This is a genomic window from Thermoanaerobacter brockii subsp. finnii Ako-1, assembly GCF_000175295.2.
In the GTDB taxonomy this organism is placed as follows: Bacteria; Bacillota; Thermoanaerobacteria; order Thermoanaerobacterales; family Thermoanaerobacteraceae; genus Thermoanaerobacter; species Thermoanaerobacter pseudethanolicus.
In genome coordinates this window covers 1,524,874-1,540,989 of the sequence record NC_014964.1, presented here as the reverse complement: position 1 = coordinate 1,540,989, position 16,116 = coordinate 1,524,874, and the positions used below count along the sequence as shown (strand labels likewise).

Annotated in this window: 12 protein-coding genes, 3 pseudogenes and 1 riboswitch; of the genes and pseudogenes, 11 read left to right on the top strand and 4 right to left on the bottom strand. The window is 35.2% G+C overall.

Annotation, left to right across the window (positions count from 1 at the left end):
- Positions 1-57: 57 nt before the first annotated feature.
- The 4 genes from THEBR_RS07705 to THEBR_RS07690 all read left to right on the top strand — a co-directional run bounded on the left by THEBR_RS07705 (position 58) and on the right by THEBR_RS07690 (position 5,480).
- The gene (locus THEBR_RS07705; RefSeq protein WP_003866990.1) at positions 58-915 is read left to right on the top strand and encodes a carbohydrate ABC transporter permease; all 858 of its coding nucleotides are present in this window, start codon (positions 58-60) and stop codon (positions 913-915) included.
- Positions 915-1,745 (top strand): carbohydrate ABC transporter permease, encoded by an 831-nt coding sequence (locus THEBR_RS07700; protein WP_003866989.1) that lies wholly within the window; start codon positions 915-917, stop codon positions 1,743-1,745. The genes THEBR_RS07705 and THEBR_RS07700 overlap by 1 nt, the downstream gene beginning before the upstream one ends.
- A 70-nt stretch (positions 1,746-1,815) precedes the next feature.
- Positions 1,816-3,060 carry a sugar ABC transporter substrate-binding protein gene (locus tag THEBR_RS07695; protein WP_003866988.1) on the top strand — a complete coding sequence of 415 codons (1,245 nt, stop codon included), beginning with the start codon at positions 1,816-1,818 and terminating at the stop codon, positions 3,058-3,060.
- Between the two features lie 77 nt (positions 3,061-3,137).
- Complete coding sequence (locus THEBR_RS07690) at positions 3,138-5,480, top strand: glycoside hydrolase family 65 protein (protein ID WP_012269465.1); 2,343 nt, start codon at positions 3,138-3,140, stop codon at positions 5,478-5,480.
- 40 nt (positions 5,481-5,520) lie between these two features.
- Here the strand turns inward: THEBR_RS07690 and THEBR_RS07685 are convergent.
- Positions 5,521-7,250, bottom strand: a pseudogene (locus THEBR_RS07685) (S8 family serine peptidase).
- Positions 7,251-7,606: 356 nt separating this feature from the next.
- A riboswitch (cyclic di-GMP riboswitch) is annotated at positions 7,607-7,694 on the top strand.
- A 53-nt stretch (positions 7,695-7,747) separates the two neighbouring features.
- Here THEBR_RS07685 and THEBR_RS12085 point away from each other — a divergent pair.
- The 7 genes and pseudogenes from THEBR_RS12085 to THEBR_RS07650 all read left to right on the top strand — a co-directional run.
- Positions 7,748-8,152, top strand: a pseudogene (locus tag THEBR_RS12085) (transcriptional regulator); the annotation flags it as partial.
- 489 nt (positions 8,153-8,641) lie between these two features.
- The gene (locus THEBR_RS07675; RefSeq protein WP_172632708.1) at positions 8,642-9,880 is read left to right on the top strand and encodes an IS110 family RNA-guided transposase; all 1,239 of its coding nucleotides are present in this window, start codon (positions 8,642-8,644) and stop codon (positions 9,878-9,880) included.
- 144 nt (positions 9,881-10,024) lie between these two features.
- Positions 10,025-10,960, top strand: a pseudogene (locus THEBR_RS07670) (sigma 54-interacting transcriptional regulator); the annotation flags it as partial.
- Positions 10,961-11,132: 172 nt separating this feature from the next.
- Complete coding sequence (locus tag THEBR_RS07665; RefSeq protein ID WP_038016663.1) at positions 11,133-11,741, top strand: cell wall hydrolase; 609 nt, start codon at positions 11,133-11,135, stop codon at positions 11,739-11,741.
- 98 nt (positions 11,742-11,839) lie between these two features.
- On the top strand, positions 11,840-12,382 hold the full coding sequence (locus THEBR_RS07660) for a Mur ligase family protein (protein WP_003866983.1): 543 nt from the start codon (positions 11,840-11,842) through the stop codon (positions 12,380-12,382).
- A gap of 112 nt (positions 12,383-12,494) precedes the next feature.
- Positions 12,495-13,142: a single-stranded DNA-binding protein gene (locus tag THEBR_RS07655; RefSeq protein WP_012269464.1), complete on the top strand. Its 648-nt coding sequence runs from the start codon at positions 12,495-12,497 to the stop codon at positions 13,140-13,142.
- A 36-nt stretch (positions 13,143-13,178) separates the two neighbouring features.
- Positions 13,179-13,706 (top strand): cob(I)yrinic acid a,c-diamide adenosyltransferase, encoded by a 528-nt coding sequence (locus tag THEBR_RS07650; RefSeq protein WP_003870312.1) that lies wholly within the window; start codon positions 13,179-13,181, stop codon positions 13,704-13,706.
- A gap of 26 nt (positions 13,707-13,732) precedes the next feature.
- Here THEBR_RS07650 and dapD read toward each other — a convergent pair whose 3' ends face one another.
- Genes dapD through dapA form a run of 3 tightly spaced genes read right to left on the bottom strand, consistent with a single transcriptional unit; the run spans position 13,733 to position 16,103 of the window.
- Positions 13,733-14,458, bottom strand: coding sequence for a 2,3,4,5-tetrahydropyridine-2,6-dicarboxylate N-acetyltransferase (dapD, locus tag THEBR_RS07645; protein WP_012269463.1), 726 nt, complete (start codon positions 14,456-14,458; stop codon positions 13,733-13,735).
- Positions 14,455-15,210: a 4-hydroxy-tetrahydrodipicolinate reductase gene (gene dapB / locus THEBR_RS07640; protein WP_012269462.1), complete on the bottom strand. Its 756-nt coding sequence runs from the start codon at positions 15,208-15,210 to the stop codon at positions 14,455-14,457. Before dapB ends, dapD begins: the two co-directional genes overlap by 4 nt.
- On the bottom strand, positions 15,210-16,103 hold the full coding sequence (dapA, locus tag THEBR_RS07635) for a 4-hydroxy-tetrahydrodipicolinate synthase (RefSeq protein ID WP_003866978.1): 894 nt from the start codon (positions 16,101-16,103) through the stop codon (positions 15,210-15,212). The genes dapB and dapA overlap by 1 nt, the downstream gene beginning before the upstream one ends.
- Between the last annotated feature and the right edge of the window lie 13 nt (positions 16,104-16,116).

The window sequence follows — 16,116 nt, the reverse complement described above, 5'->3', positions numbered from 1 at the left end:
GTTTTAAAGCATGAAAAGCGCAGTGAAGATTTTAAGCTTACGAAAGGAGAATATGGCATGTCTTATGTAAACTTCGTAAAGAAATACAAACTTGAAATTGCCATGGTTTTACCATTACTATTATATATTTTGGGTTTTACTGTATACCCTATCATTCAAACTATTACTTTAAGTTTTCAAGACCAGTATACTAAAGCATTTACATTGGCAAATTATAAAGAGATTATAGGAAAAACAGAATTTAAAAATGCTTTTTTCAATACCATAGCTCTTACATTTATAAGCCTCACTTTGGAAATGACTGCAGGCCTCGTCATTGCGCTTATTTTAAAAAGGAATTTTAGAGGAAAAGGCCTTTTGAGGTCTTTGATGTTGGTGCCAATGGGAGTACCTACTCTTGTGTCAGGTGTTGCGATGACCTATATTTTTGGGTTGTATGGTTATTTTAATGCGCTTTTGCAAAAACTACACATTATTGAAATGCCTATAGATTGGGCAAGTGGTGGTTTTAAGACATTACTTATGGTTTCTGTAGCGGATATGTGGAAAGTTACTCCGATGGTCATACTTTTGCTTTTGGCTGGTCTTGAAAGTATACCAGATGAAGTTTATGAAGCTTCTAACATTGATGGGGCAACTACATGGCAGACTTTTAGGTATGTGACATTGCCACTTCTAAAGCCCTCTATAACGATGGCCTTGATTTTAAGGGCGATAGACGCTTTTAGAATATTTGAACTTGTACTTGTTCTTGCAGGCCGTGCTACTCCTGTTATTTCTACCTTTGCGTATGATGAGTATAATAATTATGCAAATGCCTATACATCTGCGGCAGCATCTACAATATTGCTCCTAATAATAGCAGTATTTATAGTGAGCTACTTAAAAATAGCTGGTACTAAGGAGGAAAGATGATGAGAAAAATAGATATTAGCGAAAAGATTTCAAATACAGCTTATATTCCAATAGCTATAATAGCGGCAATATTGATGGTTATACCAGTATATATACTTTTTATGACTTCCTTTGCAGTGCCAAGTGATATATTGAAGCCTCATCCAGATTTTTTCATCACTCGTTTTACTTTGGACCATTGGAAAAACGTATTTACTTCAGGGAATATATGGCCTCCTTTTAAAAAGAGTTTTGTAGTGGCAACAATGACTACTATCATTGCAATTATAATAGCTGCTCCAGCGGCTTATGTTATAGCGAGGATGCCATCGAAAATAAAATATGCAGTAGTATTATCACTGTTTTTTACAAGAATGTTTCCTGATGTAGGTATTGCTCTTCCGATAGCGGTACAATTCATAAAATTAAATTTGATGGATACTTATTTAGGATTAGTTATGGCACACCTCATTGTAAATTTACCTTTTGCAGCATGGATATTGGTTGGAACTTTTGAGACAATACCAAAGGACTTAGAGGAAGCTGCACTGGTAGATGGAACAAGTAAATTGACGGCATTGATGAGGATTATAATGCCGATTGCACTTCCTGGTATAGCTGTTACTGCTATATTTGTGTGGCTAAATTCATGGAATGAATTTACTTATGCTCTTTACTTGACTATTTCAGATAGGACTTTACCTCTTCAAACCTACTATTACGTCCAAAGAGGAGGAATTTTTGATTCTGCCACATATGCGGCAGTACTCACTATTCCAGTAATGCTTGTGACATTCTTCTTGCAAAAATACATGAAAAGTGGATATCTTGCAGGGGCTGTAAAAGGTTAGTATATACGTATCCGAGTTTTTCGGATACTGTATATATAAAAATTAAATTTTAAGGAGGTTTTATTAAGCTATGAAGAAGTTTTACACTAAGTTAATAGCAGTTTTAATCATTATCTCGCTTCTAGGTACTGTTATTGCAGGCTGTGGCAGCAAGACCCAATCAGAAGCGAGGAAAAAAGTTTTGAAAGTTTCAATGGGACTTGGAGAAGCAGAATGGAAAGTGATGAAAGAAGATATTTTCCCACCATTTGAGCAAAAGTATGGTGTAAAAATTGAACCTCTTCAAATCGAAGCAGGAGACCTTATTAAAAAATTAGATGCTATGCACAAAGCAAATGCGATGGATATAGACATTATCACACAAGATAACATGCAACTTGCTCCACTTGTTGCAAAAGGGCTTGTGGAAGATTTGTCTCAGTATAGAGACATGATACCAAAGGAAGTAATACCAAGTCTTGTGCCAGTAGGAGAGTTTGATGGAAAGTTGTACTTTATGCCGTATAGACCAAATGTAGAAATAGCTTTCTACAACGAAGATAAATTCAACGAATACGGTTTAAAACTACCTACAAATTGGGATGAGCTTTTACAGGTTGCAAAGACTTTTAAAGAAAAAGAGGGCATAGGTAGAGTCATAATTAAAGAAAATTTAGGGCCTGACAGCACAGTCCACATGTTTGACCTTATAAGGTCTGCTGGTGGTGACCCAACAGTATTGAATGATGAGGGTTCAATAAAAGCATTTACTTTCTTGAAAGAAATACAGCCATATCTCTCTCCTGACTCAAAGAAAGCTGACTGGAATACACCTGTAGAATATCTTGCAAAAGAGAGCGTATATTTGGTTCAAAATTGGCCGTACACTGCAAACGTTCTTGTAGAGCAGTATGGAAAAAAGAACATTTTGGCATATCACGGATGGACAGGTCCGGTTAAAGAGTCCCACGTTTTGGGAGGAGAAGTTATAGGAATACCAACTGGTGCACCTAATAAAGAGATGGCTATAAAGTTTATGGAATACCTTATGAGTAAAGAAGTTCAAGAGAAACTTGTCACTAAATTAGGATGGCCATCCATGAGAAGTGACGCTTATGGGAAGGTTGCAGAGTGGCAAAAACCATATTTTGAAGCTATAAATGAAGCGTTAAAACATGCAGAACCAAGGCCAAACCTTGTATACTGGGCTGATGTGGACAAAGCTATAAATGGAGCATTGAGAGAAATAATATTTGAAGGCAAAGATATCAAGACAACTCTTGACAAATATCACAACATGATAGAAGAAGCTAAGAAAGCTGCAGAAAGCAAGTAAATGTTTTAAATTGTTTTAGTCGGAAACGACTTTGTTTCCGACTAAAATTTTGAATAAAGTAAGAGTGGAGGATGGATATGGCCAACAAAACGAAGAAACCAATTTACCCTTTTGAAGATTGGGTTATAAGAGAGACGCAGTTTAGTATAGATACTAACTATAGAAATGAAACTATTTTTACTTTAGCAAATGGATATATTGGAATGAGAGGAACTTTTGAGGAAAGATATTCAGGGCCTAAAAATACTTCTTTTAATGGGACGTATATCAATGGGTTTTATGAAATACACGATATAGTTTACCCTGAAGGGGGATATGGTTTTGCAAAAATAGGGCAGACGATGCTAAATGTTGCTGATAGCAAAATAATAAAATTATATGTAGATGGGGAAGAGTTTGATTTGTTACAAGGGAAAATCCTCTTTTATGAGAGAGTACTTGACATGAAGAAAGGTTTTGTAGAAAGAAAAGTAAAATGGGAATCCCCTACAGGAAAAATTTTAGAGGTAAAAATAAAGAGAATTGTATCATTAAATAGACAACATTTAGCGGCGATTTCTTTTACTATGCAACCTGTAAATTTTACCGGAAAAATTAGATTTGTTTCCGCTATTGACGGAAATGTTTCAAATATAAATGATAGTGAAGATGTAAGAGTAGGGTCAAATTTAAAAGGAAAGGTTTTAAAGACTATAGATAAAAGTGTAGAGGGTTTAAAAGGGTGGATTGTTCAAAAGACACAAAAGAGCAATTTCTCCTATGCTTGCGCGATAGACAATGTATTAGTGGCAGATAGCAAATATGAAGTCTCAAATAGTTTAGAAGAAGATGGAGTAAAAGTAATTGTAGATCTAGAGGCTGAAAAAGGCACCTCATACACTTTGAATAAATTTATTTCCTATTACACTTCAAAGGATTTTGATGAAAATAAATTGGTTGCTCTTGCTTTAGAAGAAATAGAAAAAGCCAAAAATGACGGCTTTGAAACGATAGAAAAAGAGCAGGAAGAATTTTTGAATTCTTTTTGGAAAGATGCTGATGTAATCATAGAAGGAGATAAAGCTCTGCAGCAAGGCATACGCTTTAATGAATTTCATCTACTTCAATCTGTCGGAAGAGATGGAAAGACAAATATTGCAGCAAAAGGGCTGACTGGAGAAGGTTATGAAGGCCATTATTTTTGGGATTCTGATATCTATATAATGCCTTTCTTTCTTTATACAAAGCCTGAAATTGCAAAAGCTTTGGTAATGTACAGGTATAATCTTTTGGATGCAGCAAGATCCAGGGCAAAGGAATTAGGTCACAAAGGAGCTTTGTATCCTTGGAGAACGATAGATGGTCCTGAATGTTCTGCTTACTTTCCAGCTGGTACGGCACAGTATCACATAAATGCTGATATAGTTTATGCTTTGAAAAGATATGTAGAAGCGACGAATGACGTGGATTTTCTTTATGACTACGGTTGTGAAATATTATTTGAAACTGCAAGATTTTGGGAAGATTTAGGAGCGTATATTCCTCTTAAGGGCAATAAATTCTGCATAAACTGTGTCACTGGTCCGGATGAGTATACGGCATTAGTTGACAATAACGCTTATACCAATTATATGGCGAAAATGAATTTGGAATATGCCTATGACATTGCAAACAAAATGAAAAAAGAAGTGCCTCAAAAATATCAAAAAGTCGCTTCTAAACTAAATCTAAAGGATGAAGAAATTGTTGCGTGGAAAAAAGCTGCTGACAATATGTACCTTCCTTATTCAAAAGAACTTGATATTATACCACAGGATGACAGTTTTTTGTATAAAGAAAGGATAACAGTGGATGAAATACCTGAGGACCAATTTCCACTTTTATTGCACTGGCATTACCTAAATATTTACAGATATCAAATATGCAAACAGCCTGATGTGTTGCTTTTGATGTTTTTACAGAGAGAAAAATTTACTAAAGATGAACTTAAAAAGAATTACGATTATTATGAACCTATTACCACTCACGACTCCTCCTTGTCGCCAGCTATATTTAGCATACTAGCCAATGAAATAGGATATACTGACAAGGCTTATAAATACTTTATGATGACTGCAAGAATGGATTTGGATGACTACAATGACAATGTTAAGGACGGAATTCACGCTGCTTCTATGGCAGGGACATGGAGCGCAGTTGTGAATGGTTTTGGTGGAATGAGGGTTTATACAAATGAACTGCATTTTGAGCCGAGATTGCCAAAAGAATGGAATTTGCTCTCTTTTAATGTGAGATACAAAGGGAGAAAAATAAATGTCAAATTAACCAAAGAAAATGTTGTGTTTGCATTATTAGAAGGAGAGCCTATAGAAATCTACTACTTTGACAAAAAAATTTTACTTAAAAAAGGAGAAAATAAAGTAGAAAGTCTCAAAAATTAAAGAAGTATGGAGCCATTGGCACCATACTTCTTTAATTTTTTTATATGTCGTTACTTGAAAGGGTGAGTGACCCGCCTCCTACACTTAAATCAAAGTAATAATTTCCACTGCCTCGGAAGGAATATACTTTGATATAATAGGTTCCCGTTTGTGTTGGAATGTATGTTATTGTCTCCTGCCTTTGTGTTCCAGTTGAACTTTTGACAAGAGTACCAGTTGGGTCATAGAGGTATATATCGAAATCAGGGTTATAGTTTGCCCAATCAGGTATTATGAAAGTTATTGCAATAGGATATGATGTGTCTGTCACATTAAATGTCCAAATGTCACTGTAACGAGACCCAGGAAGTGACTCTTTAGCATAATAGTGGTTTGGCACAGATATATTAGTTCCTGTGAAATTTCCAGCTGTTTTAATTGCTTCATATGCATCCAATCTTCCTACACCATAGTCAATGTTTTTGCTTGGAGGACCCCAACTTTTTGCAGTAGTCATTATTATATTTTTTGCATCAAGTGGTGCAAGGTTTATATTTGCACTGAGCATAAGGGCTACTGTACCTGCTACAAAAGGTGTAGCCATGCTTGTACCACTGTATGTCACATAACCATTTATAGAATTTGCTTTTGCGGCAGTTATATTATATCCGGGTGCTGCAATGTCAGGTTTTATCCTTCCGTCAGCTGTGGGACCACGGCTGGAGAAGCTTGCAAGGTTAAAGCCAAGTTCCCCTACATCCGCCATTGCTGCAACGGTTATGGCTTTTTCTGCTGCACCAGGTGATCCTATGGTGTATCTCGCAGGACCTGAATTTCCAGCTGCAACTACTACTACAATTCCGCTATCTACGGCTCCGTTTACTGCCAGTGAGGTAGAGTCAGTTCCATCAGAACTTGTGGAAGTTCCGAGGCTTAAATTTATAACTTTGATTCCGTATATGTCTTTGTTTTGAACAGCCCAGTCAATTCCTGCGGTTACAGTGCTCATAGTTCCGCTTCCGTTTGAATCTAATACTTTTATCCCTACTAAAGCAGCACCAGGAGCAACACCTTTATAAAGGTTGTTCCCTGTCCCAGTACCTGCCGCAATACTTGCTACATGAGTTCCGTGTCCATTATCATCGTAGGGGGTAGATTTGCCGTTTACAAAATCTTGCCATCCTATTACTTTGCCACCAGCGAGGTCAACATGGGAGCCATCAATACCGGTATCAATAACTGCTATTACTATATCATTCTTGGAATAAGAAGAAGCATTACCGTCTCTATCACCAGTTACACCAAAACACTTCTCGCTTTTGTAACCCCAAACCATTTTGTTGCAGTGTCTAATGTGGCATATACAGGCTCGTCATACTCAATTTGCTTTACTATATCCAATTTTGACAAAGCGTTTATTTGTCCTTTAGTTAAGGTAGCAGCAATTCCTGGAATAATTTTGTATTTATGCTTTATATTAAACTTTCCAATGGATTTAGAAATATTTAATAGTTCGTTATCAGCTATGTTTTTGTTGAAAATTATTATAACTGGAAATTTTTCACTGTCTGGCTTACCAGCAATTTTTGCTTCTAAGTTGTCAAAAAGTTTATTTTTATTAGAGTCTTGCATCAAAACTTTTTGAATTTGAGGCAAGTAATTTTTTGTTGATGAGTTAATAGGAAAGTTTGTTAGGTTGGGCTGGGCTTGGACTAATACTCCACTTAGCGACATTAAAGCTACAATTAACACAAAGGCCAGTAAAGCTTTTAATGTTTGTCGGCTCTTCATTTTTTCTTACCTCCTTAAAAATTTAATATTTTTTAAAATTTAAGTCAGCCCTTCTAGTCGCTAAGTGAAACTGTTTCTTTCTTCTATTCATCATCTCCTTTCTGTAAGATTTATTTTCTATAATAAAACTCAAGCAATTTTTATGCCAATTTACTGTATATAGACAAAATTAATAAAAGTTTTTAATGTGTATAATTTTTTATACACATTTTTGATACACAAAATAATGCATAAAACACATACATTTAGAAATTAGTATAAATTTAACGAATTATGTAGAAAAAATCTTTTTTAAAAATAGAAGGAAAATTCATATTTATGTCGAAATAGTAATATAGGAAAATTAAATAAATTTTTGTTGAAAAAGGCAAACTCGTCGAAAGGCGGGGACGCAAAGCCACGGGTCTAAAGCGATAGTTTTGCTATGATAGCCGGGCTGCCAACATTTATATATAATCTCCTGCCTTTTGACAGGAGGTTTATTAATTGAGGAAGTGATGTTTTATATGACTAATAAAGAAAAAATTTACAATTTCATTATAGAAAAGAGTAAGGAATTTAATCTTCAGGATTTTTTGATAAATAGAAAAGGTGGGGTCACTACAGAAGAAATAGCGCAATTGCTAAAAATAGCTCGACCCAATGTGTCTTTTATTTTAAATCATCTTGTAAGAGAAGGGAAAATAGTTAAAATTATTTCAAAACCTGTGTATTATATTGAAAAAAATAGATTAGCTCATTTTTTAGGGAATAAGGTTAAGGAAGAGATACTTCTAAAAGATTTAATTGATTTTTTAGATTTGGGAAAAGAAAAAGAATGTGCTTTTGAAAATATAATAGGACATGATGGCAGCCTCAAAGGGCAAATAGAACAGGCCAAAGCGGCTGTATTGTATCCTCCTCGTATAATTAATTTTAAAGACAATAAATTTGTCTCACTTCTTAAAAATTTAATAAAGTGCATTTATAACTGGAAATCTTTAATATTCTCATCTTGTCTAAAATCTTATCTATTGCCATGAATCCGTAATATTGCGCAATATGCAGGATTCATGGCGCGGCCGTCTCATCTTTTTTCGGCCTTATTATTTACTTTTGAGATAACTTGTAGCATTATTATACTGTAAAGTTAATGTGGGACAGGCTTTCGTCCTCCATGCGGCTTGACCGCTCTTTTAAGTGTGGTCCCTACACCAGATTTGCCTTTTCTTACGCGAAATCTGCTTTGTCATATATAAGCCCCTGGCAGCAGAGGATTCAGGCTTATATATTAAGAGCTAATTGCGAGGTTGCTACATAATCTGGTTGCTAGGGTTATCTCAAATTAACTTTTACTTACTTTATCACTTTTGAAAGGAGGTGTAACAATCTTGAATAAGCTTTTTGTTGGTATGGATGTAAGCCTGAATGATGTCAAGGTTCATATTCTCGACCAGGAGGGTAATGATGCTTCCTCCCGTTTTTCTGTAGAAAATAACCCTCATGGTTGTGATGTTATAGTATCACGTATCTTGGAGTGTTGTAATAAATACAATATTCAAAAGGTCTTTATTGGTTTGGAATCTACCTCAGTCTATGGCTGGCACCTCCAGTATTATTTGGCTGATCATTCTGCTCTTAAGCCTTATCAACCTTCTATTACTACTTTTAATGCTAATATTATTAATGCTTTTAAAAAGTCTCTCGGTAATTTGCCTAAAAATGACTGGATTGATGCCTTTGCTATTGCTGAAAAACTGAGATTCGGTAGACTCCCTAAATCTTGTTCTGTAGATTTTAGATATCTTGCTCTCCAGAGGCTTACTCGTCATCGCTTTCACATTGTTAATAGTATTGTTAGAGAAAAAAATTATTTACTCAGCAATTTGTTCCTTAAGTTTAGCGGTTTGTGCCAAAATAAAGTCTTTAGTAATAATTTTGGAGCAACTGCTACTGAAATATTTAATGAGTTTTTCACCCTTGATGATATTGCGGCTCGACCGCTTGATGAACTTGCCGGCTTTTTGGTTGATAAGAGTAAAGATCGCTTTGATGATCCAGAAGCTACAGCTAAATTGCTTCAAGAGGCTGTTCGCAAGTCTTATAGAATTAATGCTACTGTAGATGATTCTTTAAACTTTGTTATCAAGTCTTGCTTTGATAATCTACAGTCCCTTGAAAAGCAGAAGAAAGCTGTAGAAAAAGCCATTATTAATGAGGTCAAAGGATTTAACAATGAATTCCTTTGTCTTACATCAGTAAAAGGTATTGGCCCAACCATCGCAGCCGGCTTAATATCTGAGATAGGCGGAATTTCAAGGTTTGATAATGATAATGCCCTTGCAAAGTTTTCCGGCCTTTATTGGTCAGAGTACCAGTCTGCTGATTTTAAAGCGGAGGACACATATCTCAAGCGTACTGGTAATGAGTATCTCAGATATTATTTTATTCAAGCAGCTGACCAGCTCAGGAAGTATTTACCTGAGTTCTCACAATACTATGCCCGCAAATTTAAAGAAAGCAAAACTCACAAGCATAAACGTGCTCTTGTATTGACTGCACGTAAAACTGTAAGGTTAGTCTTCGCTCTGCTGCGCGAAGAAAAACTTTATAAATCCCCAATAATGAAAGGAGATGATTGTATAAGTTAACATATTACCCCATAACCATATTTTACATTATTTTCCATTAGCTTATTGCGTGATGGTTAGCTTTGCTATGCCCTTTTTTAGGTTATTTTATTAAATTTTTTTTTGAATTTTTTTATCACCCTCTTGACATATTACCGAAATACTTATGGACTTCATACTCTTATCATAGGACCGCCGGGCTCTGGTAAATCTTTTTTCGCAGAGATGATGCACAAATTTAGTCTTCAAAATGGTAGGGTAGGACCTCTTGAAGTGTTAAACTGTGCGGATTACTATAACAATCCTCAACTTCTTATGTCTTATTTGTTTGGACATGTTAAAGGAGCCTATACTGGAGCTGATGTAGATAAGATAGGTTTAGTAGAGAAAGCTGATAAAGGGATATTATTCCTTGACGAGGTTCACAGATTACCTCCTGAAGGTCAAGAGATGTTATTTTACCTTATGGACAAGGGAGTATATCGAAAATTGGGGGATACTGTGGAAAGAAATGCTAACTTAATGATTGTAGCAGCTACTACAGAGAGACCTGATTCATTTCTTTTAAAGACTTTTATGAGACGAATACCAGTTATCATTCAATTGCCATCTTTTGAGGAAAGGCCTCTAAACGAGAAAATTGAGATAATTGTTTACCTTTTTAGAGAAGAAGCCAAACGGCTCAACTTAAATATTGTTGTACATCCAGAAGTAATTTCTTTGCTTTTGTCTTTGCAATATGAAGGAAATATTGGGGAATTGAAATCCCTCCTTCAATTAATTTGCTCTAAAGCTTTTTTAATTAATTACGGAACAAAGAGGAATTTTTTAAAAGTTGATCTTACTTTGTTACCCCAGGCTTATTTGAAAGTAGGGCGGAATGATAGAGCAACTTTTGATAAATTTTTAATCATTTCTCCTGAAAAAGAAAAGAAAATAGATAGATATGATTTTTATGAATTTATCGCTATGAAATATCATGAATTAAAAGAAAAGGGAATTGAGGGAATATTATTTGAAAAGGGAATAATCGATTGTATTAATAACTTTTTAGAAAGCATTTTGGAGGATAATTTTAGAAAAAATGGGAATCTTCCATAGATTAGTATATCTAAGAATATATCACTATAATATATCATTCTAGAGATATTTTTAATAAATGGAGGATTATCAGGAAATACGAAGGATGACAATATTGATAGAAGAGTTTATAATTGTAATCGAATTAACTCCTGCTATTGCGGTTAACGGAATAGAAAGGAGGAAACTTATGATGAAGAATAAAATTTTGAAAATTGCTGTAGTATATTTAATAATTTTTATAATGATATTTGGAGGAATTACTTCGGCATACGCTTACGACAAAATCCACGTTGTTTCTAAAGGTGAATCTTTGTATTTAATAGCGAAATGGTATGGTAGTGATGTAAATAGCATAAAACAGGCAAATGGGAAATGGAGCGATTTGATATATCCTGGTGAAAAATTGGTTGTGCCAGTAAATGAAAATAGTGATTATTACAATTATCTTGTTGACAGATATTTAATCGCAAAAATGATTTATGCTGAAGCTCGTGGAGAAAGCTTTGAGGGTCAGGTCGCTGTAGGGGCGGTAATTTTGAATAGAGTAAAAAGCGGTATTTTCCCAAATACTGTAGCAGGAGTTATATATCAGCCAGATGCTTTTGAACCTGTAACGAATGGTGAATTTTTCAATCATGAACCTGACCTTACAGCTTTTAAAGCAGCAGATGCAGCTTTAGCTGGATGGGACCCAACAGGAGGAGCACTATACTTTTTCAATCCAGCTACTTCAACTTCTTGGTGGATATGGACAAGGACAATTACAAATGTGATAGGACACCACTGGTTCGGAATATAGGAAGGCATCATGCCTTCCTATATTTCATATAATTGGCATTATAAAATTTAAGTTTAGGAAAAGAATAAAAATAGTACTCAAAAATGGGAGCTGGTTATATGATACATATATTAATTGGCGGGAGCACAGGGAAAACTGCGATTTTAAAATTCATTTCTCATTGTGTAAATACAAATGAAGTGGTAGTAGAAGAATTGGAAGACCAAAATAAAAGAGTGGACATATTAATTGTTTCTAACATTTCCAACGATGAATATTTTCAAAAATTAAAAAATTATATCTATACTTTCCCCAGTAGTGTAATAATAATAAACGCTGATGATGAAAAATCAAATAAACTTTTTGCACGGGGAATAAATTCTACTCTTATAACTTGCGGGTTGAATCCTAAATCTTCTATAACTGCTTCTTCTATATTATACGAAGATGGAGGCTATGGATTCAATTATTGCGTACAAAGGTCTTTTTTTAATTTAAAAGGCAGATTGATAGAGCCATTGGAAATACCTGTTGAAATAAAAGTTCCTGGACAGTATAATATATATAACTCATTATTTGTAATAACTGTATTATTAATTTTAGGGTATGAAATTAAAGATATACAAAATGTGGTTAAAACCTTTGAGAATAGTGGGCGGTGATAAATTTTTTAAAGATAATTTTAACGATTACTTTTGCCACCTGTCATAAATGCTTTCTAATTTTAATATATATTTTTAGAAGGACACATAAGGGGAAGGGGAGAGTGAACACATGGCAGGCAACTTTTTGGAGAACAATGTAGTTGTAGTGGTAGGGAAAATTTTTACTGATTTAGAGTACAGTCATGAACTATATGGAGAAGAATTTTTTAATTTTATTTTGGAAGTTCCAAGATTGAGTGAAACGAAAGATTATCTTCCTGTTACTATTTCTAACCGTTTATTTGAAGGTATGAATTTACAGGTAGGTACCAGGGTAAAGATTGAAGGGCAATTGAGGTCATACAATAGAAAATCTCCAGAAGAAGGGAAAAATAAGTTGATTTTGACCATATTTACTCGAGACATAAGGGTATTGTCGGAAGATGAAGTAGTAAAAAATCCGAATGAAATTTTTTTGGATGGCTTTATTTGTAAAAAACCAGTTTATAGAACTACTCCCTTTGGGAGAGAGATAACTGATTTATTAATTGCGGTAAATAGGCCTTATAACAAATCTGATTACATACCTGTCATAGCGTGGGGAAGAAATGCAAGGTTTTCTGAAAAGTTAGAAATAGGAGATCGTATACGTTTATGGGGAAGAGTGCAGAGTAGGGAATACCAAAAAAAACTGGGCGATGAAGTGGTTACAAAGGTCGCTTATGAGGTTTCTATTACGAGGATGGAAGTGGTTGAAAAAGAATTACAAAAGAGTTAGAATGGAAATAACAGAGGACACAAGGGGGAATGAGTTTTGGAGAGAGGACTTATACAAGTTTATACTGGAGATGGCAAAGGAAAGACGACGGCTTCTATTGGACTTGGCATAAGAGCGGTGGGAAGAGGCTTTAAAGTTTATATGGTACAATTTCTGAAAGGCACGGATACAGGGGAGTTGCATACACTTAAGAATATTGAAAATTTCAAGGTTTTTAGGTTTCAATCAACAGAAAAGTTTTTTTGGAGTTTAAATGAAGAGGAAAAGAAGATTCTTGCTGAGGATATGAAAAAAGCCTATGAATTTGTTGTAGATGTCCTTCAAAACAAAAAGTGCGATATTTTAATTTTAGATGAGATAATGGCGGCAATACATAGTAAAATGTACACAGTGGAAGATGTGTTAAAGTTAATAGATATGAAACCGACGGAGATGGAATTGGTTTTGACAGGAAGGAGTGCTCCTCAGGAGATAATTGAAAAAGCGGATTTGGTTACAGAGATGAAAGCGATTAAGCATCCTTTTGAAAAAGGAATACCAGCGAGATACGGAATAGAATACTAAAACACCCGAAAAATCGGGTGTTTTATTTAACCTCTTAAGTCTTCCATGAGTTTTGTTTTTTCACGGGTTTTGTCATCTACTATTTTTACAATCTTTGCTGGAACTCCTGCAACTACTGTGTTAGGTGGTACATCTTCTGTCACAACTGATCCTGCTGCTACAACAGCTCCATGACCTACTCTTACTCCTTCTAATATAACTGCGTTTGCCCCGACAAGTACGTTATCTTCAAGCACAACTGGTACACTGCTGGGGGGTTCTAATACCCCGGCTATAACAGCTCCAGCTCCTACATGGACGTTTTTGCCTATAATTCCTCTGGCGCCTATTACTGCGTTCATGTCTATCATAGAATTTTCACCAATTTCTGCACCTATATTTATCACTGCCCCCATCATTATCACAGCGTTTTTGCCTATTTTGACTTTATCTCTAATTATTGCACCGGGTTCTATTCTCGCGTCAAGATGCTTAATATCCAGTAAAGGAATTGCAGAGTTTCTGCGATCATACTCTAAGCGATAATGTTTTATTTTATCTTTGTTTATTTCAAGCAATTTTTCAACGACTTCCAATTCCCCAAAGACGATTTTAAAGTTGTCACAGCCATATACTTCTAATTCTTCGGTTTCTTCAATCTCTATATTCCCTTGTATGTAAGCTCTAACGGGCGTTGACTTTTTTGCCTCTTTAATGTATCTTGCAATTTCATAAGGGTTTGTCAAGTTATCATTTGTGCTCAAAATTATCATCCTTTCTTCACAAGGTCTTCCATTGTATATAAGCCAGGTTTTTGATTTATTATGAATTTTGCAGCTTGTAGGGCGCCATAGCCAAAAATTTCACGGGATTGGGCAGAGTGACTTATGGTGATTACTTCATCGTGACCAGCAAAAATTACTTGGTGTTCACCCACAATTGTGCCGCCCCTTACTGCATGTATCCCTAATTCATTCGGTTTTCTCTGTTCAGTTTTAGTATGGCGTCCATACACGTATTCCTTTTTGTCATTTAGTACTTGGTTTATGCTATCTGCAATCATTAACGCAGTACCACTTGGAGCGTCTTTTTTCATGTTATGATGTTTTTCTATTATTTCAATATCAAAATCTTGTTGCAATATTTTTGCAGCTTCTTTTACAAGGTTTATAAGTATATTTACTCCAAGGGACATATTTGCAGATTTGAAAATTGGTATTTCTTTTGATGCATCTTTTATGACATTTAATTCTTCTTCACTGAGTCCTGTTGTGGCAATGACTACAGGAAGTTTCTTTTGTAAGGCGGCTTTAACCATATCAGGTACAGCTTCATGGTATGAAAAGTCAATTACTACATCCGCTTCTTCTTTTACATCTTTTAAATCGCTGTAAACAGGAAAGTCAAGAGGAGAGATGTTTTTATCTACTCCTGCCACTATTTTAAAATCGGGACTTTCTGCTGCTAACTTTGCTACGACTTTTCCCATTTTTCCGTTACAGCCGTGAATTATTATTCTAATCATTAATTTGCCTCCTTCAATAAACCGTATTTTGAAAGAACAGATTTCAGATATTCTAAGTTTTTATCGCTCATTTCAACAAGTGGGAGGCGTAGGGGTCCTACGTTGAATCCCATTAAGTTCATAGCAGTTTTTACAGGAATAGGGTTTGTTTCTATAAAGAGGGCTTTATTTAGAGGATTAAGTTCTAACTGCATGTCTCTTGCCTTTTCAATATCTCCATTTAAATAAGCGGTTGTCATTTCATGTATTTTTGCCGGGATTATATTTGCCGTGACGGATATTACCCCAAGGCCACCTAAAGACATTATTGGTATTACTTGGTCGTCATTTCCTGAGTATATTTCAAAGGATTTACCCATGATGCGGGCAATTTCGGCTACCTGTACGATGTCACCACTGGCTTCTTTTACACCTACTACATTATCTACGTGTTTGCTCAATTCGAGATAAGTTTCTGGCAACATATTGAGAGATGTCCTGCTGGGGACATTATAAATAATAATAGGTATGTCTACGTGTCTTGCTATTTCAGTAAAATGAGCCACTAATCCCTTTTGTGTTGTTTTGTTGTAATAGGGTGTTATAACTAAAAGAGCATCAGCACCTGCAGATTGAGCATATTCACTCATTTCAACAGCATGGGCTGTGTTGTTAGAACCGGTTCCTGCAATTACTGGTATTCTTCCAGCCACTTTTTCGACTGTAAATTTAATTGCTTGCTGTTGTTCTTCTTGTGTCATTGTAGAGGCTTCACCAGTGGTACCACATATGATGATAGCATCAGTTCCTTCTTTGATATGCCATTCAATAAGCTCGCCAAGTTTTTCAAAATTTACGCCCTCTTCATTAAATGGGGTAACAATAGCAACACCCGATCCTTTAAAAACAGGCATAATTATTCTCCTT